Source organism: Enterobacter sp. RHBSTW-00318, assembly GCF_014101375.1.
GTDB classification, from domain to species: domain Bacteria; phylum Pseudomonadota; class Gammaproteobacteria; order Enterobacterales; family Enterobacteriaceae; genus Enterobacter; species Enterobacter ludwigii.
In genome coordinates this window covers 2,778,856-2,798,163 of sequence record NZ_JABXQH010000001.1, presented here as the reverse complement: position 1 = coordinate 2,798,163, position 19,308 = coordinate 2,778,856, and the positions used below count along the sequence as shown (strand labels likewise).

The window sequence follows — 19,308 nt, the reverse complement described above, 5'->3', positions numbered from 1 at the left end:
AAAGCTTGAACCCCCACGCGCTTATCGTTAAGGTAAGCGCGTTTTTTAACCCGCCAGGAACGCGCCATGACCACCATCGCCCTTATCGACGACCACCTCATCGTCCGCTCCGGATTTGCCCAGCTGCTGAACCTTGAGCCTGATTTTCAGGTGGTGGCGGAGTTCGGCTCCGGTCGCGAGGCGCTGGCAGGTTTGCCCGGGCGCGGTGTCCAGGTCTGTATCTGCGATATCTCGATGCCGGATCTCTCGGGGCTTGAGCTGCTGAGCCAGTTGCCGAAAGGGATGGCGATCGTGATGCTCTCGGTCCATGACAGCCCGGCGCTGGTGGAGCAGGCACTGAACGCAGGCGCACGCGGATTTCTTTCCAAGCGCTGCAGCCCGGACGAACTGATCGCTGCCGTGCGCACGGTCTCCACCGGCGGGTGCTACCTGACGCCGGATATCGCCATCAAGCTGGCGGCAGGGCGACAAGACCCACTCACCCGACGCGAACGTCAGGTGGCAGAAAAACTGGCGCAGGGGATGTCGGTGAAAGAGATTGCCGTGGACCTGGGGCTGTCGCCAAAAACCGTTCACGTTCACCGCGCTAACCTGATGGAAAAACTCGGCGTCAGTAATGACGTTGAGCTGGCGCGCCGCATGTTCGACAGCTGGCAATGAACCCGCTGTTTTCACGGCTGATCGCCGTTGCTGCCAGTTTTTCCATTTTCTCCGCCGCCTGGTTCTGCCTGTGGAGCATCAGCCTGCATCTGGTTGAACGCCCGGAGCTGGCGGTGCTGCTTTTCCCGTTTGGCCTGCGTCTGGGGCTGATGCTGCAATGCCCGCGCGGTTTCTGGCCGGTACTGCTGGGCGCCGAATGGCTGATGCTGGTCTGGCTGGCGCAGGAGGTGGCGCTGGCGCACTTGCCTTTACTGCTGACGGGCAGCGTACTCACGCTGATCCCGGTGGCGCTGATCTCCCGTTATCGTCACCAGCGCGACTGGCGCACGCTGCTGCGTCAGGGGGCTGCGCTGATTGCCGCCGCGCTGTTGCAGTCCCTGCCGTGGACCGGCGAGGAGGAGATGCTTAACGCCCTTCTGCTGACGCTGACCGGCGGTCTGACGCTGGCTCCCACCTGCCTGGTTATCTGGCACTACCTCACCAGTACCGTCTGGCAGCCGCTCGGACCGGCGCTGGTCTCTCAGCCGGTAAACTGGCGCGCCCGGCATCTTATCTGGTATCTGCTGCTGTTTGCGATCAGCCTGTGGCTGCAGCTTGGCCTGCCCGATGAGCTGTCGCGCTTTACCCCGTTTTGCCTGGCGTTGCCGATTATTGCCCTTGCGTGGCACTACGGCTGGCAGGGCGCGCTGATTGCCACCCTGATGAACGCTATCGCCCTGATTGCCAGCCAGACCTGGCACGATCACCCCGTCGATTTACTGCTCTCCCTGCTGGCCCAGAGCCTGACCGGGCTGCTGCTGGGGGCCGGGATTCAGCGCCTGCGTGAACTTAACCACTCATTACAAACCGAGCTGGCGCGTAATCGCCGTCTGGCAGAACGCCTGCTGGAAACGGAAGAGAGCGTCCGGCAGGAGGTGGCCCGCGAGTTGCACGATGACATCGGCCAGACCATTACCGCCATTCGCACTCAGGCAGGCATCGTTCAGCGTCTGGCGGCCGAAAACGCTGGCGTAAAGCAGGGCGGGGCACATATCGAACAGCTCTCTCTTGGTGTGTATGACTCGGTGCGGCGACTGCTTGGCAGGCTGCGACCGCGCCAGCTGGACGATCTTACGCTTGAGCAGGCGGTACGGTCTCTGATGCGCGAGATGGAGCTGGAAAGCCGCGGGATCGTCAGTCATCTTGACTGGCGCATCAATGAATCTTTGCTGAGCGAGGGCCAGCGCGTCACGCTGTTCCGCGTCTGTCAGGAAGGGCTGAATAATATTGTTAAGCACGCCAGCGCCAGCGCGGTAACGCTGCAGGGATGGCAACAGGATGAACGCCTGATGCTGGTGATTGAAGATGATGGCTGCGGTCTGCCGCCGGGCTCCGGCCAGCTGGGTTTTGGCCTGGCGGGCATGCGTGAGCGCGTCAAGGCGTTGGGTGGCACCCTGACGATCTCCTGCACCCACGGCACGCGCGTCAGCGTCAGTTTACCGCTGAGGAGTCAGCATGTTTAAAACCCCGGCGAATGCCGCCCCGCTAAACGATAAACGTGAAATTGACGCCCGCTATCGTTACTGGCGTCGCCATATCCTGATCACCATCTGGCTGGGGTATGCGCTTTTTTACTTTACCCGCAAAAGTTTCAACGCCGCCGCGCCGGAAATCCTCGCCAGCGGGGTGATGACACGCACCGATATTGGCCTGCTGGCGACGCTGTTTTACATCACCTACGGCCTGTCGAAGTTCTTCTCCGGTATCGTCAGCGACCGCTCGAATGCCCGTTATTTTATGGGCTCAGGACTCATTGCCACCGGGGTGGTGAACATTCTGTTTGGCTTCTCCACCTCGCTATGGGCCTTCGCGCTGCTGTGGGCGTTGAACGCCTTTTTCCAGGGATGGGGCGCGCCGGTGTGTGCCCGTCTGCTTACCGCCTGGTACTCGCGCAACGAGCGTGGCGGCTGGTGGGCTATCTGGAACACGGCGCATAACGTCGGGGGGGCGCTTATTCCGATGGTGGTCGGGGCGGCGGCGCTGCACTACGGCTGGCGCACGGGAATGATGATTGCCGGCGGGCTGGCGATCGTTGCCGGGCTGTTTCTTTGCTGGCGACTGCGTGACAGGCCACAAACCGTGGGCCTGCCCGCGGTAGGCGACTGGCGGCACGACGAGATGGAAGTCGCTCAACAGCAGGAAGGTGCAGGGCTGACGCGTAAAGAGATCCTCACCAAATATGTGCTGTTAAATCCCTATATCTGGTTACTCTCCCTCTGCTACGTGCTGGTCTACGTGGTGCGTGCGGCGATCAACGACTGGGGCAATCTGTATATGTCCGAAACCCTGGGCGTCGATCTGGTGACCGCCAACTCGGCGGTGACGATGTTCGAGCTGGGCGGCTTTATCGGCGCGCTGGTGGCGGGCTGGGGCTCGGATAAGCTCTTCAACGGTAACCGCGGGCCGATGAACCTGATCTTCGCCGCCGGGATTTTGCTTTCCGTTGGTTCGCTATGGTTGATGCCGTTTGCCAGCTACGTGATGCAGGCGGCGTGTTTCTTCACCACCGGCTTTTTCGTCTTTGGCCCGCAGATGCTGATCGGCATGGCGGCGGCGGAGTGTTCGCACAAAGACGCCGCGGGAGCAGCGACGGGCTTTGTCGGGCTGTTTGCTTACCTTGGCGCTTCGCTCTCCGGCTGGCCGCTGGCGCGGGTGATCGACGTCTGGCACTGGAGCGGTTTCTTCGCCGTGATCGCCATCGCGGCAGGAATTTCGGCCCTGCTGTTGCTGCCGTTCCTGCATGCGCAGGCGCCGCGCGAGGCACACGAAGCGTGATGTGCTTCACCTTTTCATCCCGAATGGCGCAAAACTAAGAAATTTTCCTGGTTTCACCTGGACGCTGTCTCAGGCGTCGCTCCCGGCTGGTTTTTACAATGCTGCAAAAATCAGCTCAGGAGTAAACCAATCATGCTGGCCTTCTTAAATCAGGTGCGCAAGCCGACCCTGGATCTGCCGCTCGATGTGCGGCGTAAAATGTGGTTCAAACCGTTCATGCAGTCTTACCTGGTGGTCTTTATCGGCTACCTGACCATGTACCTGATCCGCAAAAACTTTAACATCGCGCAGAACGACATGATCTCAACCTACGGGCTGAGCATGACGCAGCTGGGGATGATTGGCCTGGGCTTCTCCATCACTTACGGCGTGGGTAAAACCGTCGTCTCCTACTACGCGGACGGCAAAAACACCAAGCAGTTCCTGCCGTTTATGCTGATCCTCTCCGCCATCTGTATGCTCGGCTTCAGCGCCAGCATGGGCGCGGGCTCCGTCAGCCTGTTCATGATGATCGCCTTCTACGCCCTGAGCGGTTTCTTCCAGAGTACCGGCGGGTCGTGCAGTTACTCCACCATCACCAAATGGACCCCTCGCCGCAAGCGTGGTTCGTACCTCGGCATGTGGAACATCTCCCACAACCTCGGCGGGGCGGGTGCGGCAGGCGTGGCGCTGTTCGGCGCAAACTACCTGTTCGACGGCCACGTGATCGGTATGTTTATCTTCCCGTCGATTATCGCCCTGATTGTCGGCTTTATCGGCCTGCGCTACGGCAGCGACTCCCCGGAATCGTACGGCCTCGGCAAAGCCGAAGAGCTGTTCGGCGAGGAGATCAGCGAAGAGGACAAAGAGACCGAAGAAAACGAGATGTCCAAATGGCAGATCTTTGTTGAGTACGTGCTGAAAAACAAAGTGATCTGGCTGCTCTGTTTCTCCAACATCTTCCTGTACGTGGTGCGCATCGGCATCGACCAGTGGTCAACCGTGTATGCCTTCCAGGAGCTGAAGCTCTCCAAAGAAGTTGCGATTCAGGGCTTCACCCTGTTCGAAGTGGGCGCGCTGGTCGGCACGCTGCTGTGGGGCTGGCTCTCGGACCTCGCCAATGGTCGCCGCGCGCTGGTGGCCTGCGTCGCGCTGGCGCTGATTATCGCCACGCTCGGCGTCTACCAGCACGCCAGCAACCAGTACGTTTACCTGGCGTCCCTGTTCGCGCTCGGCTTCCTGGTGTTTGGTCCACAGCTGCTGATCGGCGTGGCAGCAGTCGGCTTCGTACCGAAAAAAGCGATCGGCGCTGCCGATGGAATTAAAGGCACCTTCGCCTACCTGATCGGTGACAGCTTCGCCAAGCTGGGTCTGGGTATGATCGCCGACGGCACGCCGATTTTCGGCCTCACCGGCTGGGCCGGGACCTTTGCCGCGCTGGATGCCGCCGCCATCGGCTGTATCGTCCTGATGGCGATGGTCGCGGTGCTGGAAGAACGTAAGATTCGCCGTGAAAATCGGATGCAGAAATTAAAAGTAGCCTGAGTGTGCAGGTAACTTCTTTGCCCGGTTGACCGCCGGGCTTTTTTTACATCCCACCTTTACCCCCCTTTACAGACCCGCTCCCTGCAATGCTCTACATTTTAATTTTGCTGCCGCACCCCGCGGCTTTTGTCCGTTTTGTTATGGAGAGCTTGCATGGTAAACCGACGACTATCCTGTCTTGCGCTATTGGTGGCGCTTGCCTCCCCCGCCCTGGCGGCGGATGCGCCGACGTACGGTGAGAAGCTGGAGGGGTTTGATTACGCCTGGCCGGTTAAGCATTTCACCTTTACCTCGCAACTTCAGCCGCTTGATATGGCCTATCTGGACGTTAAGCCAGAAAAACCCAACGGCCGCACCGTGGTGCTGATGCACGGTAAAAACTTCTGCGCCGGAACGTGGGAGGGGACTATCCGCGCGCTTTCCGCCAGCGGATACCGCGTGGTGGCACCAGACCAGATTGGTTTTTGTAAATCCACCAAACCCGAGCATTACCAGTACACCTTCCAGCAGCTGGCGGATAACACCCACGCGTTGCTTAAGCAGCTCGGCGTCGATCGCGTGACGGTTATTGGACACTCGACCGGCGGCATGCTGGCGACCCGCTACGCGCTGATGTGGCCGCAGGAAGTGGAACAGCTGGTGATGGTTAACCCGATTGGTTTAGAAGACTGGAAAGCCCGCGGCGTACCGCATATTACGGTCGATCAATGGTATCAGCGTGAACTTAAAACCAGCGCCGATGGCATTCGTCAGTACGAGAAAAATACCTACTATGCCGGGGAGTGGAAGCCGGAGTATGAGCGTTGGGTGACGATGCTGGCCGGGCTGAACAATGGGCCGGGCAAAACGCGTGTCGCCTGGAACTCAGCCCTGCTCTACGACATGATTTATACCCAGCCGGTGATCTACGAATTTGGTGAACTGAAGATGCCGGTATTATTGATGATCGGCACCAAAGACAACACCGCCATCGGGAAAGACCTCGCCCCGCCGGCGATCCGCAAGACGCTGGGCAACTATGCAGTACTGGGTAAGGAGACGGAAAAACGCATTCCGCATGCGACGCTGGTTGAGTTTAACGACATGGGCCATGCGCCACAGATGCAGGACCCTCAGCGCTTCCATGACGCGCTGCTGAAAGGGCTGCAGGTACGCTGACCGGTCTAAAGCAACAGCCCCGCAGCCCGTTCTGCGCGGGCTGTCTCCCGCGCACTACTCGCCAGCATCCCTGGCGCTGCCCTCATAACGATTTTCCACCTTTTTTCACTGCACTATTATGGCCTTGCCCGCTGTCGACGCCGCGCGTTTCCCGCTATGATGAGCGGCTGACGTAGAGGAGAACGCATGGTCTGGATAATGCTGGCAACGCTTGCCGTGGTGTTTGTGGTGGGATTTCGGGTCCTGACCTCAGATTCACGTCGCGCAATTAAACGCCTGAGCGAGCGGCTGGGGATCACCCCGGTTCCTGTAGAATCGATGATCGATCAGTTCGGTAAAACGCCCGGCAATGAGTTTATCCGCTACCTTGAACGCCCGGACGAAGCGCATCTGCAAAACGCGGCGCAGGTGCTGCTGATCTGGCAGGTCTGCATTGTCGACGGCAGTGAAGAGAATTTGCTTGCCTGGCACCGTATGCTGCGTAAAGCCCGTCTGGCCGCGCCGATCACGGACGCGCAGGTCCGTCTGACGCTGGGTTTTATGCGTGAAATGGAGCCCGATCCGCAGGAGCTAAACGCCTTCCAGTTACGCTATAACCAGCTTTTCCTGCCGGAAGAGGGCGTGTTTTATTTGCATTGATAGTACATGCTCCTGCCGCCGGTCCCGGTGGCGCTGTGCTTAGCGGGTCTTACAGGTGCGCGCTGCCCGATAAAAATACGACGAAAGTTGTTGAAACGTTAAATCCGTCACACTTTTGATGATAAACTGCGCGACTTTTCCGCACGTTTTTATCTTCAGGTGACGCCATGACAGAACACATTCAGCCCACGCCCAGACCGCAGACCCAGGAGGTCACTCGCCCCAACTGGTCGGCGGTTTTCTCCGTGGCATTTTGCGTTGCCTGCCTGATTACCGTTGAGTTTCTGCCGGTGAGCCTGCTGACGCCGATGGCGCAGGATCTGGGCATTTCCGAAGGCGTGGCGGGGCAGTCCGTCACCGTGACCGCCTTTGTGGCGATGTTCGCGAGCCTGTTTATTACCCAGGTGATCGGCGCCATCGACCGCCGCAAAGTGGTCATTCTGTTCAGCGTGCTGCTGACGCTCTCCTGCCTGCTGGTCTCTTTTGCCAATAACTTCACCCTGCTGCTGCTGGGTCGCGCCTGCCTGGGGCTGGGATTAGGTGGCTTCTGGGCAATGTCGGCCTCGCTCACCATGCGTCTGGTTCCCGCGCGCACCGTGCCGAAAGCCCTCTCCGTGATCTTTGGTGCTGTTTCGATTGCGCTGGTCATAGCTGCGCCGTTGGGCAGTTTCCTTGGCGGGATCATCGGCTGGCGTAACGTCTTTAACGCTGCCGCGGTGATGGGGGTGCTATGCATTCTCTGGGTCTGGAAAGCGCTGCCGTCCTTACCGGGGGAAGCGGCACACCATAAACAGAATATGTTCAGCCTGCTGAAGCGCCCGGGCGTGCTGGCGGGGATGACCGCCATCTTTATGGCATTTGCCGGACAGTTTGCCTTCTTCACCTATATCCGCCCGGTATTCATGAACATGGCCGGGTTTGATGTGGATGGCCTGACGCTGGTACTCCTGAGCTTCGGTATCGCCAGCTTTGTCGGCACCTCGCTGTCGTCCCCGTTCCTGAAGCGTTCTCTGAAAGTGGCGCTGGCGGGTGCGCCGCTGGTGCTGGCAATTAGCGCTGCGGTGCTGGTGCTGTGGGGCAGCGATAAGTGGGTTGCGTCGGCGATTGCGATTATCTGGGGCTTTGCTTTTGCGCTGGTGCCGGTGGGCTGGTCGACGTGGATCACCCGCTCGCTCGCCGATCAGGCGGAAAAAGCCGGGTCGATTCAGGTCGCGGTGATCCAGCTGGCGAACACCTGCGGTGCGGCGATCGGCGGCGTTGCGCTGGACCATCTGGGGCTGACGTCACCGCTGGTGATCTCAGGAACCCTGATGCTGCTGACGGCGCTGCTGGTGGCGAGTAAGGTTAAAGCAAAATAAGTAAATCCCCTCTTCCCACAGGGAAGAGGGGATATCAGGCTACGCCGATGTCTGAACCCGTCTTCTCGAATCCATCGAAATCAGCACCACCGACGACACAATCAGCAGCGTGCCCAGCCAGTCCGGCAGCGTAAACGCCACTCCAAGCAAAATCACCGACAGCAGGGCGCTGCTCAGCGGCTCGGCACAGCTCAGAATGCTCGCCTTCGGCCCGCCAATCATCTGCGCGCCTTTCAGATACAGGCTGAACGTCAGCGCCGTGCCAATCACCACCAGATAGAAAAACGCCAGCAGCAGGCTGCCATCAATCACGAAGGTGGTCCCGCGTCCGGCGTAGAACGGCGTCAGCACGACCCCCGCGATTAACATACTCCAGCCAACAATCGGCAGCGTGCTGTAGCGGGCGATAAGCGTCGACGGGTAGGTTGTATAAAACGCGGCGGCAAAGGCCGAGGCGATACCGAAGAACAGGGCGGCAGGGGAGATGGAGAGCGAGGTTGGATCGCCGTGGGTGACCAGCAGGAAGGTGCCGACAAGTGACGTCAAAATGGCGGATAAAACAAACACGCCTGGACGTTTTTTCCTCGCCAGCGCGAACCACGCGACGATGATCGTTGGCGAGAGAAACTGCAGCACGGTGGCCGTCGCCGCGTTGGATTTTTCAATCGTCAGCAGGAAGGTGAGCTGGACGGTGAGCGCACCAACCAGCGAGAAAAACAGCAGGCTGAGGGCGTCTTTACGATGTTTGATGACCGAGAAAATCTTGTCGCCATGAACGAAGGAGAGGGTCAGCAAGATGACGCCGGTAAACAGCAGGCGAATCATCGTCAGGTAAGGGGACGAGATCTGGCTTTTCTCCATGATGTACTGCGCGCAAACCCCTGAGCTGCCCCATAAAACGGCGGCGATCAGAACGTTGAGCATTCCTTTACGTGTGGAACCCATGTTCTCCCCTGTTATGTTGGTTTTTGTGTAGCATAACATGGGTCTTGCCGGGTGCGGTGTGGCCTGATGCCCTCACCCCGGCCCTCTCCCACGGGAGAGGGTGCAAACACGAAAAACGGCAACGTGCGTTGCCGTTTTGCTTTTACCTTGCTTAGAACCACGCTTCCCACATCGCGCCGACGTTGAAATCATCCAGCGTCTCATCTTTTGTACCGTTCACACGGGCGGTGCGTTCGTTATCCACTTTGCCGCCGGTCACGTAGAAGCGCAGCATTGGGCGGAACTCTGGCCCCATGGCGATAGACATGTTCTGCGACAGGGTCAGCTTCCAGCCTTTGTTATCACCGCCATTGTCGTAATCCACGTGCTGCCAGCCCGCTTCCAGCCAGGTGGAGTGAACGTCGTTCCACCAGTGCATCGGACGCACGATGGCGTTGTAGTTCTTACGGTTATCGGTTTTATCGCGGCTGTTGTCGTAGTCGTGGAAGGCGAGGATGTACTCCACCTGCGTGGCCTGGGTGAATTTGTACAGCCCTTCGAAGCTGGCGTAGACCGTGGTCAGATCTTCGGTTTTGTTGAATACGCTGTTATCCGCGTTATCAGAATAACGGGCAATCACCTTATTCACGCCGCTGTCGTTGGTGTGGCTCAGCACCACGCCGCCCTGCCAGGCCTTCAGACGCTCTTCACTCTCAATGGCTTTGGAGTCAAAACCGTAGTTCGCGTACAGCTCCAGATCCAGCGGGCCGACTTTCATGCCGTGGATTTTAGAGGTCGCAGCGTAGTTACCCTTGTCGCCCGTGCCGGAACCGCCGGTACAGGTAATGCGCGACGGGTTTGCCTCATCTTCCATCACTTCCGGGCTACAGGATTCCACCGCGGCCACCGCGGCAACGTCAAACTGCACGCCGCCGATGTCGAAGTTCTTCACCCCGGCACCCTGGCCGTCGTGGTTCATCCAGAAGTAATCGTTGATACCCTGCTGTGGACGCTGGTGGAAGTCACGGCCGGCCCAGAAGTAGGCGTTCGGGTTGGAGGCCATAATGTTGGTCACACCGGCATAGGCTTTTTTCAGGTTAACCTCGTCGCCCCAGTGGTCGATCATCACGTTGATGTCCCAGATGGCACCGTTGTCGCCCTTGAAGGCTTTGGAGAGCTGGAATTCACCGCCGTTGCCTTCGTTACCCAGACGACCGATTGCGGATGCACCGTTATAGGAACCGTCTACCGCCACGTATTTCTGATCGGCTGCCTGGAAGTGCGCGCCGTAGCGGGCATAGCCGGTAAATTTAACCCCAAACGGAATCGCGAGGTCCGGTGATTGCGCCGCGCTTTGCGGTTCGGTGACCACGTCCGCTTTTTTCGCGACGGCGGCGTCCATTTTGGCCTGCCGTTCGGCCAGCGCTTTGTCTACCGCTTTCGCCACGATGGCGTCGATTTGCTCTTGCGTAAATTCTTGTGCGAGTACAGAAATTGGGCAAAGCGCGGCGACAACCGCCATGGTTAATGGAAGTTTTTTAATATAATTCATGGTTATCTCAATATAGTTTAATTTTATTCAGACAATAACCATCCCGCTCCGATCTGACAGAGTTTGTCGCTATCATCAGAACAAGTGGATTTCTATTTTAGGTACAGAGTGATTACATTAACGTTTTTTCGCCATACATTATCTCTGATATAAATGGATTATTTCTTCGGATAATTCACGTGCCAGCAGGGAATTCATTAAATGATCCTGCGCGTGAACCATTATTAAGGTCATCGGCTGGCGGGCTTCGCCCGCATCCTGTTCGATCAGTTTGGTCTGCATTTTGTGCGCCTGGCGCGCGTAGCCATCGGCTTCACGCAGCAGGCTTTTGGCTTCGTCAAGGTTGCCCTGACGCGCCGCGTGCAGGGCTTCAAAGCACAGGCTACGCGACTGACCGGCGTTGACGATAATTTCCATTACGGCTTCTTCTAATGCGATCATTACACTGACTCTCTGTCAAAACTGTTATTTAATGCGGTGGCGGCAAACCACTCGCCGCTTTTCTTGATGGTGCGCTGCTGGGTAGTTAAATCGAGCTGGATAAATCCGTAGCGATTTTTATACGCATTACACCACGACCAGTTATCAATAAAGGTCCACATATGGTAGCCAAGACACTGGCACCCTTCGCTAATACCTTTATGCAGCCAGGCCAAATGTTCGGAAATAAAATCGATGCGGTATTGATCGTTTATCTGACCATTCTCAATAAAGCGCTGTTCATTTTCGACACCCATACCGTTCTCAGAAATAAAACAGCGTGGGTTACCGTAATTGTCGCGCAGGTTAATCAGAATATCGTAAATACCCGGCTCATAAATTTCCCAGCCACGGTATGGATTCATCTTGCGGCCAGGCATTTCGTAATTATCAAAGAACCACTCCGGCATAAACGGGGCCTGTGGGTTCACCGCACTGTCACGGCATTTCACGCGACGCGGCTGATAATAGTTAATGCCGAGCAGGTCGATTTTTCCTTCCGCAATCAGGAAACTGTCTTCCGGTTTGCAGGCGGGGAGCTGATCGTAAGATTTCAGCAACGCCACCAGATCCGCCGGGTATTCGCCGCGCAGGACGGGGTCAAGGAAGCTGCGGTTAAACATCAGGTCCGCAATGTGTGCCGCTTTGACGTCAGCCGGGTTTTGCGAGCGCGGATAGGACGGCGTCAGGTTCAGTACGATACCGATCTCCCCGGCGAAGTGCCCGGCACGGTAAGCGCGTACCGCCTGCGCATGCGCCAGCACGGTGTGATACGCCACGGTGGCCGCACGACGAAAATCCACCACGTTGGGATAGTGGAAATCGTACAGATAGCCGCCTTCCACCGGCACAATCGGCTCGTTGAAGGTAAACCAGTGCAGCACGCGATCGCCAAACAGATCGAAGCAAATCTGCGCATAACGGGCGTAAGCGTCCACCACGTTGCGGTTTTCCCAGCCGCCAATCTCCTGCATCGCCATCGGCATGTCGAAGTGGAACAGGGTGATAAACGGGGTAATACCCTGTTCAATCAGCTCATCAATGACCTGATGATAAAAATCGACCGCTTCCGGGTTCACTTCACCGACACCGTCGGGGATCAGGCGCGCCCAGCTAATCGAGGTGCGAAAGCTGTTGTGGTTCAGCTGCTTTAACAGCTGAATGTCCGTTTTCCAGTGTTGATAAAACGTGGAGGTGTGCTGCGGTCCCACGCCATTATGAAAACGGTTCGGCTCGCGGGCAAACCAGTAATCCCAGGTGGTTTCACCCTCTCGTGTCCCTTCGGTCTGGAGGGCGGAGCTTGCGCTGCCCCACCAGAAATTATCGGGAAATGCGTATTTCATGACCTTTCCTCTTTGACTTAATGACTTGCTGTTTCAGCGGCACCGACGGTTGCCTGGGCTTTCTGCTCTTCGTTTTTCATCAACGTACGCTCGTAAGCACGCAGGAACGGCAGGTACATCAGCGCTGACATCACCATACACACCAGACACATCACCACCGGGCTCAACGCCCAGTTTGCCGCCCACGATGCGCCAATAGGGGCCGGGGTCGTCCACGGGGTTAACGACACCACCTGTGCCAGCCAGCCCATTTTGGTGGCGCCGTACGCCAGGCAGGCGTTCACCAGCGGAACAAACACGAACGGGATAAACAGCATCGGGTTCATGATGATTGGCGCGCCGAACAGAATCGGTTCGTTGATGTTAAAGAAGCTGGGCACAACGCCCATTTTGCCGATGGTGCGCAGGTGTGTGACGCGGCTGCGCAGCAGCAGGAAGGCCAGCGGAAGCGTGGAGCCGACGCCGCCAATCAGCAGGTAGTGGTCCCAGAAACCCTGCAGGTAAACGTGTGGCAGCGCTGCGCCAGCCGCCAGTGCCGCCTGGTTTGCGGACAGGTTGGCCATCCAGAACGGGTTCATGATGCCGGTGACAATCAGCGAGCCGTGGATACCGGCAAACCAGAAGATCTGGCACAGCAGCACGGAGAGCAGAATGGCAGGCAGGGAGTCAGACGCAGAGACCAGCGGTTCCAGCAGGTGCATAATCGCCTGCGGGATAATCATCCCGGTTTGTGCTTCGATAAACAGGTTCAGCGGGTGCAGGGTACCGATCACCACCATGACCGGGATCAGGATCTCAAACGAACGCGCCACACCGGTCGGCACTTCTTTCGGCAGACGGATGGTCACGTTGTTCTGCTTCAGCCACGCATACACGCGGGTGGAGTAGATGGCGGTGATCAGCGCGGTGAAAATCCCCTGGCCGGAGAGGTACTGGGTCGAGATCTTGCCGTCGGCATACGGAGCTGCCACCAGCAGGAAGGCCATAAAGGCCAGCAGACCGGACATCACCGGATCGAGGTTAAACTGACGCCCCAGGCTTGCACCAATCCCCACCGAAATGAAGAACGTCATCACGCCCATGCTGAGGTTGAACGGCAGCATCAGCTGTTCACGGTAAGTCTGGGAGAAATCCAGCCAGCCGCGGGCAAAGCTGTTTGTCGTATCCGCGGAGAAGGGCGGGAAGATGAACACCAGCATAAACGAGCCGATGATCATAAACGGCAGCGCGGCGGTAAAGCCGTCGCGGATGGCAATCACATACTTTTGCTGGCCGAGCTTCGCGGCCAGCGGGGTAATTGACTGCTCAATAACCGCGACCATTGATTGATATAACGAACTCATGTGAACACCTTTTAGTGTGTCGCTTCGATGAGCGACAGAGCATAGTCCAGTACTTTATCGCCACGTTGCATACCGTAATCCATCATGTCGATGGGTTGGACCGGGATGCCCTTTGTAGCCGCCTTGTCTGAGAGTGTCTGTAACATGTACTTCACCTGGGGTCCGAGAAGGACAACCTGGTACTGCGGAAACTGCGTATCAAATTCGGAAACGCCATACGCGTCTATTTTTACCGGCAACCCGCGCTCTTTCGCGACATCGACCATTTTGCTGACCAGCAGGCTGGTGGACATCCCGGCAGAGCAACACAGCATAATCTTGAACATCGACAACCATCCTCTAAATGTAAAAAGTTATTGCGAGGATGATTGGACATTATACGGAAACCGGTTTCCATTTATAAAAGACAGAAGTGTGACAACCATCAAGATCCACTACTTATGACGCTAATTAACCAGATGCATGTCACATAATTTGCGCGTTTTGACATCATTTTGAGTTGAAATGGAAAATCGGTTTCCATGAAAAACGGAAAAGGATATACTCCATTCTGGCTATAATATGAGCCGTAGCGGTGATGGAATTTGCAGGTGCGAAGTAAGCCTGCCAGGGGAAAGAGATGTCGACAATCAATGATGTATCACGTCTTGCCGGGGTGTCTAAAGCCACGGTATCGCGAGTGTTGAGTGGGTCGCGTGGCGTAAAGGAAGCCAGCCGCCAGGCCGTTTTAAAAGCGGTTGATGAACTGAACTACCGGCCCAATGTGATTGCGCAGTCGCTGCTGAGCCAGTCGACGGGGTGTATTGGGGTGATTTGCGCGCAGGAGAATATTAACCAGACCACCGGTTATCTTTACGCGCTGGAAAAGCACCTCAGCCAGCATCAAAAACATCTGCTGTTGCGCTTCGCGCATACCAAAGCGGAAGTGATGCACGCCCTGGAAGAACTTTCCTGTGGGTTATGTGATGACATCCTGGTGATTGGCGCGCGTTTCCCGCTGGACGTCGAGATGGACAATGTCATTCTCGTTGACTGTATGGAGTCCGATAATTCCAACAGCATCCAGTTCGATCACGCCTTTGCCGCCGAAACCGCCTGTAACTATCTGACCAGCCAGGGGCGACGCCAGATAGCCCTGATCCATCCGCAAGGCAGCGGTTTCGCCGACCAGGTGTTGCTGGGCTATAAACACGCGCTGGAGAAAAATTTCCTGCCCTTTAATCGCAACCTCGTCTTTATGGATGCCACCTCCTCATCCGTTGCGCTGCAGGAGTTGCTTAACAATGCGAGCACGCTGAATTTTAACGCGCTGCTGGTGGCGGACGAACAGGAAGCTCAGCGGGTGATCCCGCAGCTGCAGGCGTTTAATAAATCCGTACCGGACGACATTATGGTCTTTAGCCTTGCCGGATCGCTGCATCTGCCGGGTATCCCGGTGATCCCGGCCATTGAATACTCAATGGATGCTATGGCGGCACGTATTGTGGGCTGGCTGACGGAGAAAACGCAGATGCTGGGGTCCTATGTTCTGCGCGGGGATTTGATTATTCCGGATGTACGAAAGCGCTAAAAAAAAGCGTGAAGCCCGGCTTCACGCTTAATAATCTTCCATACAATCTACCTGACTGACCGCGTCCCAGTAAGCATCCAGATTGTCGCGCTTCACGGCCGTGATGGCGTTTTTGATCAACAGTTGATTGGCCTCAGACGACAAAATCATCGCCTGCCAGGCTTTATCGCTCTGCTTTTTCTGGGGCGTGCAGGCCTTCTTCACATCTTTAAGGATCTGCTGCTTTATCTGGGCCTCTTTCACGGGATCGTCTTTTTCCTGGGCATGGACAAACGCGGCGAAGAGCAGACAAACGAGCAGGCAAACCAGGTGTGCAGCTTTCATCAAAATCCCCTTTAGACGTCACAGGCTTCCCATGAAATATATCGTTACATTCAGTGTAGCGACGCCAGCCGAAAGTATGAATTTTTGTCTTCCTGCGTATGAGAACCCTGCACCCGGACCGGCACCGGCGGTTATTGAATCCCTCCGCCCAGCGACTGCCACAGCGTAATACGGTTTTCAAAGTCGGTCTGCTGCAGGGTAATCAATGATGCCCGTGCCGACCACAGGGCGCGCTGCGCGGTGAGAACGGTCAGGTAATCACCCGCCCCCACCTGATATCTGCGCGTTGCCACATCCAGCGTTTTTTGCTCTGCCGCCACGTATTCACGTTGGGCATCAAGCTCTTCACTCAGGGTTTCGCGGCGCGCCAGCGCATCGGCTACATCTTTGAACGCGCTCTGGATGGTTTTCTCATAGGTGGCAATCAGCCCTTTTTTCTCCGCTTCGGCATAGCGCAGTTGCGCCATGTTATTGCCGCCGCTGAACAGCGGCAGGGAGATGGACGGCGCGAACGACCAGACCTTCATGCCGTGGCTGAACAATGACGAGAGCGAATCGCTGCCGACCCCGGCGCTGGCGGTAAGCGAAATCGTCGGGAAGAAGTTGGCGCGCGCAGCACCGATGTTGGCATTCGCGCTCAACAGGTTATGTTCAGCCTCCTGAATATCCGGGCGACGCAGCAGCGTGGCGGAGCTAACGCCCGCCGGGATCAGGGTGATGGCGTTATCGCTCAGGCTCTCCAGCGTACCGGGTAGCAGGTTTTCCGGTACCGTCTCGCCCGCCAGCAAATTCAGGGCGTTTTTGTCCTGCATCACCAGCGTCTGATAGCTGGCGACGCTGGCGCGGGCCTGCTGATAAACCGCCATTGCTTCGCTGACATCCGTTGCGGCGGCGACCCCGACGTCCTGCTGACGCTGCACAATCTTGAGCGAGTTCGCTGCGCTCTCCTGAGTGGATTTTGCCAGCGCCAGATTGCTGTTATCTGCCGCCAGAGTAATCCAGGCGGTAGTCAGCTCGCTGACCATTGTCAGGCGCGTGTTCTGCGCCGTGAACTCGCTGGCAAGCCAGGTTTCACGCGCGGCGCGCGAGAGGCTCTGGTTACGACCAAACAGATCCAGCTCGAAGCTGGAGACGGTGCCGTTAGCCTCATCGCTGGTGCTCACGCCGCTGGCCAGCGTGCGGCTGCGGGTATGGCTCAGGCTGGCATCCACCGACGGGAACAGAGACGAGCGCGTCTCACCATACTGGGCGCGGGCGGCGTCGATATCAGCAATCGCTTTTTGCACATCGCGGTTGCTGGTGAGTGCCATTGTTACCACCCTGTTCAGGCGGTGATCGTTCATCACCTGCTGCCACTGGCTGACCACGGCGGTGGCTTCGCCGTGGGTGCCCGGCAACGTGGCCGGGACGGGCGCGTCAGGACGCTGGTAGGTAGGGTCTAACGAAACACAGCCTGCGCTCAGCAGGGCCAACACTAAAACAGATACACGAAACATTATGACCTCCGGTTTGCGTGCTTACCGGAGAAGAGACGTTTCACCAGTACGAAGAATAATGGAACAAAGAAGATGGCCAGCAGCGTTGCCGCGAGCGTCCCGCCGATGATGCCGGTCCCAATCGCCACGCGGCTGTTGGCGCCTGCACCGGTGGCGACGGCCAGCGGTGTTACCCCGGCGATAAACGCCAGCGACGTCATGATGATCGGACGCAGTCGCGTCTGAGCCGCACGCAGCGCGGCACGCGTCAGGGAGTAACCTTCCGCGACTCTCGCCTCCGCAAACTCAACGATCAAAATGGCGTTTTTCGACGACAGGCCGATGGTGGTCAGCAGCGCCACCTGGAAATAGACGTCGTTGCTCAGCCCGCGCAGCGAGGCGGCCAGCGCCGCACCCAGCACCCCAAGCGGGATCACCAGAATGACTGAAATCGGCACCGACCAACTCTCATACAGCGCGGCCAGGCACAGGAATACCACCAGGATGGAGAGGGCATACAAGCTCATTGCCTGACCGCTCGCCAGTTTCTCCTGTAACGACAACCCGCTCCACGCCCAGGTTGTGCCGGCCGGCAGGTTGTTCGCCAGATGTTCCATCCGGGTCATCGCCGTACCGGAGCTGGCACCACTGGCGTTCTCGCCCTGAATTTCATAGGCCGCCGAGCCGTTGTAGCGCACCAGACTCTCCGGGCCATATTCCCAGCGCGTAGTGGCGAACGCGGAGAACGGTGTCATGGTGCTGTCGCTGCCGCGTACGTACCATTTGTTGAGGTCGGAAGGCACGGCGCGGTAATCGCTGTCTCCCTGGATGTAGACCTTTTTCACGCGGCCCCGATCGATAAAGTCATTCACGTAGGTTCCGCCCCAGGCGCTGGAGAGGGTATCGGTGACGTCGATCAGGGAAAGCCCCAGCGATACGGCTTTGTTGTTGTCGATATCCACCTGCAGCTGCGGCATCTGCGGCAAATCATTGGCGCGAACGGCATGCAGGGAGGTGTCCTGATTCGCCTGGCCGATCAGCTGATTACGCATCTTCAGCAACGTGTCGCGATCGGTGCTGCCGCTGGCCATGAGCTCGAAGGTAAAACCGTTGCTCTGACCGAGGCCGTCTACGGCCGGGGGCGTCATGGCAAAGACGGTGGCATCGCGAAGGGAGCCGAGTTCCTGAGTGGCGCGCAGGGCAATCGCCTGAGCGGTGTTCTCATCGCCTTTACGCTCGGACCAGTTTTTCAGGGAGACAAACGCCATCCCGGCATTCTGGCCGCTGCCGCTAAAGCTAAAGCCCTCGACCGTAAAAATCACATCGGTGTTGGCTTTTTCTTTAGTGAGGAACCACTCGCGAACCTGACGACTGATCTCCGCGGTACGTACTGCTGTCGCACCGGCGGGCAGGGTGTACTGCACCATGATTTCACCCTGGTCCTCCGTGGGCAGGAAGCTGCCGGGCAGCTTCAGCATTGCCACGGCCATCGCGCCACAGAGCAGGGCGTAGACCACCAGCATGCCCGCGGAGCGGCGCAGCGCGCGGAGGACTTTATTCTGGTAGCCATGCTCGGTCTTACTGTAGAAGCGGTTAAAGGCGCCGAAGAACCCTTTTTTGTGAGGAGGCGTATGGCGCAGTACCGAGCCGCAGAGCGCGGGTGTCAGGGTCAGCGCCACCACCACCGAGAGGATCATCGCTGAGATAATGGTGACCGAAAACTGGCGGTAGATGACGCCGGTTGAGCCGCCGAAGAAGGCCATCGGCAGAAACACGGCGGAAAGCACCAGCGCAATGGCGACCAGCGCACCGGAAATTTCGCCCATCGATTTTTCGGTGGCTTCGCGGGCGGGCAGACCTTCATCGCGCATAATGCGCTCGACGTTTTCCACTACCACGATGGCGTCATCGACCAGCAGACCTATCGCCAGCACCATCGCAAACAGCGTCAGGGTATTAATGGAATAACCGAACAGCGCCAGCACGCCAAAGGTGCCCAACAGAACTACCGGCACCGCCAGCGCGGGGATGAGCGTGGCGCGAATGTTCTGCAGAAACAGATACATCACCACCACCACGAGGATAATCGCCTCAAACAGCGTCTGAATCACATCTTCCACCGAGATCTTAATGAACTCGGTTGT

General features: G+C 57.6%; 16 protein-coding genes and 1 pseudogene. 8 read left to right on the top strand and 9 right to left on the bottom strand.

The genetic code is table 11. The features are described from left to right. The first annotated feature begins 66 nt into the window (after positions 1-66). The 7 genes from uhpA (at position 67) to nepI (ending at position 8,153) form a co-directional block, all read left to right on the top strand. Entirely contained in the window at positions 67-660 is a 594-nt protein-coding gene (gene uhpA, locus HV157_RS13870) for a transcriptional regulator UhpA (protein ID WP_014167987.1), read from the top strand. Continuing rightward, positions 657-2,162 carry a signal transduction histidine-protein kinase/phosphatase UhpB gene (gene uhpB, locus HV157_RS13865; protein ID WP_150343624.1) on the top strand — a complete coding sequence of 502 codons (1,506 nt, stop codon included), beginning with the start codon at positions 657-659 and terminating at the stop codon, positions 2,160-2,162. The genes uhpA and uhpB overlap by 4 nt, the downstream gene beginning before the upstream one ends. Beyond that, complete coding sequence (locus HV157_RS13860) at positions 2,155-3,474, top strand: MFS transporter (protein WP_014167989.1); 1,320 nt, start codon at positions 2,155-2,157, stop codon at positions 3,472-3,474. The genes uhpB and HV157_RS13860 overlap by 8 nt, the downstream gene beginning before the upstream one ends. A 132-nt stretch (positions 3,475-3,606) precedes the next feature. Continuing rightward, positions 3,607-4,998, top strand: a complete 1,392-nt coding sequence (gene uhpT, locus HV157_RS13855) for a hexose-6-phosphate:phosphate antiporter (RefSeq protein ID WP_020882733.1) — start codon at positions 3,607-3,609, stop codon at positions 4,996-4,998. Positions 4,999-5,151: 153 nt separating this feature from the next. Then, entirely contained in the window at positions 5,152-6,156 is a 1,005-nt protein-coding gene (locus tag HV157_RS13850; RefSeq protein WP_182268067.1) for an alpha/beta hydrolase, read from the top strand. A gap of 186 nt (positions 6,157-6,342) precedes the next feature. After that, positions 6,343-6,795: a DUF1198 domain-containing protein gene (locus HV157_RS13845; RefSeq protein WP_014167992.1), complete on the top strand. Its 453-nt coding sequence runs from the start codon at positions 6,343-6,345 to the stop codon at positions 6,793-6,795. 167 nt (positions 6,796-6,962) lie between these two features. Next, complete coding sequence (nepI, locus tag HV157_RS13840) at positions 6,963-8,153, top strand: purine ribonucleoside efflux pump NepI (protein ID WP_121340351.1); 1,191 nt, start codon at positions 6,963-6,965, stop codon at positions 8,151-8,153. A gap of 39 nt (positions 8,154-8,192) precedes the next feature. Here the strand turns inward: nepI and HV157_RS13835 are convergent, their stop codons facing one another. From HV157_RS13835 to HV157_RS13810, 6 genes are all read right to left on the bottom strand, one after another. Then, complete coding sequence (locus tag HV157_RS13835) at positions 8,193-9,098, bottom strand: DMT family transporter (RefSeq protein WP_182268068.1); 906 nt, start codon at positions 9,096-9,098, stop codon at positions 8,193-8,195. 151 nt (positions 9,099-9,249) lie between these two features. Continuing rightward, positions 9,250-10,629 carry a carbohydrate porin gene (locus HV157_RS13830; protein WP_014168005.1) on the bottom strand — a complete coding sequence of 460 codons (1,380 nt, stop codon included), beginning with the start codon at positions 10,627-10,629 and terminating at the stop codon, positions 9,250-9,252. Positions 10,630-10,767: 138 nt separating this feature from the next. Beyond that, positions 10,768-11,070, bottom strand: a complete 303-nt coding sequence (locus tag HV157_RS13825; RefSeq protein ID WP_014168006.1) for a PTS lactose/cellobiose transporter subunit IIA — start codon at positions 11,068-11,070, stop codon at positions 10,768-10,770. Beyond that, on the bottom strand, positions 11,070-12,452 hold the full coding sequence (locus HV157_RS13820) for a glycoside hydrolase family 1 protein (protein WP_121340349.1): 1,383 nt from the start codon (positions 12,450-12,452) through the stop codon (positions 11,070-11,072). Before HV157_RS13820 ends, HV157_RS13825 begins: the two co-directional genes overlap by 1 nt. Positions 12,453-12,469: 17 nt before the next feature. Beyond that, positions 12,470-13,795 (bottom strand): PTS cellobiose transporter subunit IIC, encoded by a 1,326-nt coding sequence (locus HV157_RS13815; protein WP_014168008.1) that lies wholly within the window; start codon positions 13,793-13,795, stop codon positions 12,470-12,472. A gap of 11 nt (positions 13,796-13,806) precedes the next feature. Continuing rightward, positions 13,807-14,121, bottom strand: a complete 315-nt coding sequence (locus tag HV157_RS13810; protein ID WP_050737657.1) for a PTS sugar transporter subunit IIB — start codon at positions 14,119-14,121, stop codon at positions 13,807-13,809. A 293-nt stretch (positions 14,122-14,414) separates the two neighbouring features. Between HV157_RS13810 and HV157_RS13805 the strand changes: the two genes are divergently transcribed. Next, a complete protein-coding gene (locus HV157_RS13805) occupies positions 14,415-15,365 on the top strand; it encodes a LacI family DNA-binding transcriptional regulator (RefSeq protein ID WP_014168010.1) in 951 nt (316 codons plus the stop codon). 27 nt (positions 15,366-15,392) lie between these two features. On the opposite strand, the gene HV157_RS13800 is transcribed toward HV157_RS13805, so the two are convergent. From HV157_RS13800 to HV157_RS13790, 3 genes and pseudogenes are all read right to left on the bottom strand, one after another. Continuing rightward, positions 15,393-15,689, bottom strand: coding sequence for a YicS family protein (locus tag HV157_RS13800; RefSeq protein WP_020882719.1), 297 nt, complete (start codon positions 15,687-15,689; stop codon positions 15,393-15,395). Between the two features lie 131 nt (positions 15,690-15,820). Further along, positions 15,821-17,185 carry a TolC family protein gene (locus HV157_RS13795; RefSeq protein ID WP_121340348.1) on the bottom strand — a complete coding sequence of 455 codons (1,365 nt, stop codon included), beginning with the start codon at positions 17,183-17,185 and terminating at the stop codon, positions 15,821-15,823. Next, positions 17,185-19,308: pseudogene (locus HV157_RS13790) on the bottom strand (efflux RND transporter permease subunit); the annotation flags it as partial. The pseudogene HV157_RS13790 and the gene HV157_RS13795, both read right to left, overlap by 1 nt.

Coding starts and splice junctions, on each gene's coding strand:
- uhpA (WP_014167987.1), top strand. CDS start 67: ATGACCACCATCGCCCTTATCGACGACCACCTCATCGTCCGCTCCGGA.
- uhpB (WP_150343624.1), top strand. CDS start 657: ATGAACCCGCTGTTTTCACGGCTGATCGCCGTTGCTGCCAGTTTTTCC.
- HV157_RS13860 (WP_014167989.1), top strand. CDS start 2,155: ATGTTTAAAACCCCGGCGAATGCCGCCCCGCTAAACGATAAACGTGAA.
- uhpT (WP_020882733.1), top strand. CDS start 3,607: ATGCTGGCCTTCTTAAATCAGGTGCGCAAGCCGACCCTGGATCTGCCG.
- HV157_RS13850 (WP_182268067.1), top strand. CDS start 5,152: ATGGTAAACCGACGACTATCCTGTCTTGCGCTATTGGTGGCGCTTGCC.
- HV157_RS13845 (WP_014167992.1), top strand. CDS start 6,343: ATGGTCTGGATAATGCTGGCAACGCTTGCCGTGGTGTTTGTGGTGGGA.
- nepI (WP_121340351.1), top strand. CDS start 6,963: ATGACAGAACACATTCAGCCCACGCCCAGACCGCAGACCCAGGAGGTC.
- HV157_RS13835 (WP_182268068.1), bottom strand. CDS start 9,098: ATGGGTTCCACACGTAAAGGAATGCTCAACGTTCTGATCGCCGCCGTT.
- HV157_RS13830 (WP_014168005.1), bottom strand. CDS start 10,629: ATGAATTATATTAAAAAACTTCCATTAACCATGGCGGTTGTCGCCGCG.
- HV157_RS13825 (WP_014168006.1), bottom strand. CDS start 11,070: ATGATCGCATTAGAAGAAGCCGTAATGGAAATTATCGTCAACGCCGGT.
- HV157_RS13820 (WP_121340349.1), bottom strand. CDS start 12,452: ATGAAATACGCATTTCCCGATAATTTCTGGTGGGGCAGCGCAAGCTCC.
- HV157_RS13815 (WP_014168008.1), bottom strand. CDS start 13,795: ATGAGTTCGTTATATCAATCAATGGTCGCGGTTATTGAGCAGTCAATT.
- HV157_RS13810 (WP_050737657.1), bottom strand. CDS start 14,121: ATGTTCAAGATTATGCTGTGTTGCTCTGCCGGGATGTCCACCAGCCTG.
- HV157_RS13805 (WP_014168010.1), top strand. CDS start 14,415: ATGTCGACAATCAATGATGTATCACGTCTTGCCGGGGTGTCTAAAGCC.
- HV157_RS13800 (WP_020882719.1), bottom strand. CDS start 15,689: ATGAAAGCTGCACACCTGGTTTGCCTGCTCGTTTGTCTGCTCTTCGCC.
- HV157_RS13795 (WP_121340348.1), bottom strand. CDS start 17,185: ATGTTTCGTGTATCTGTTTTAGTGTTGGCCCTGCTGAGCGCAGGCTGT.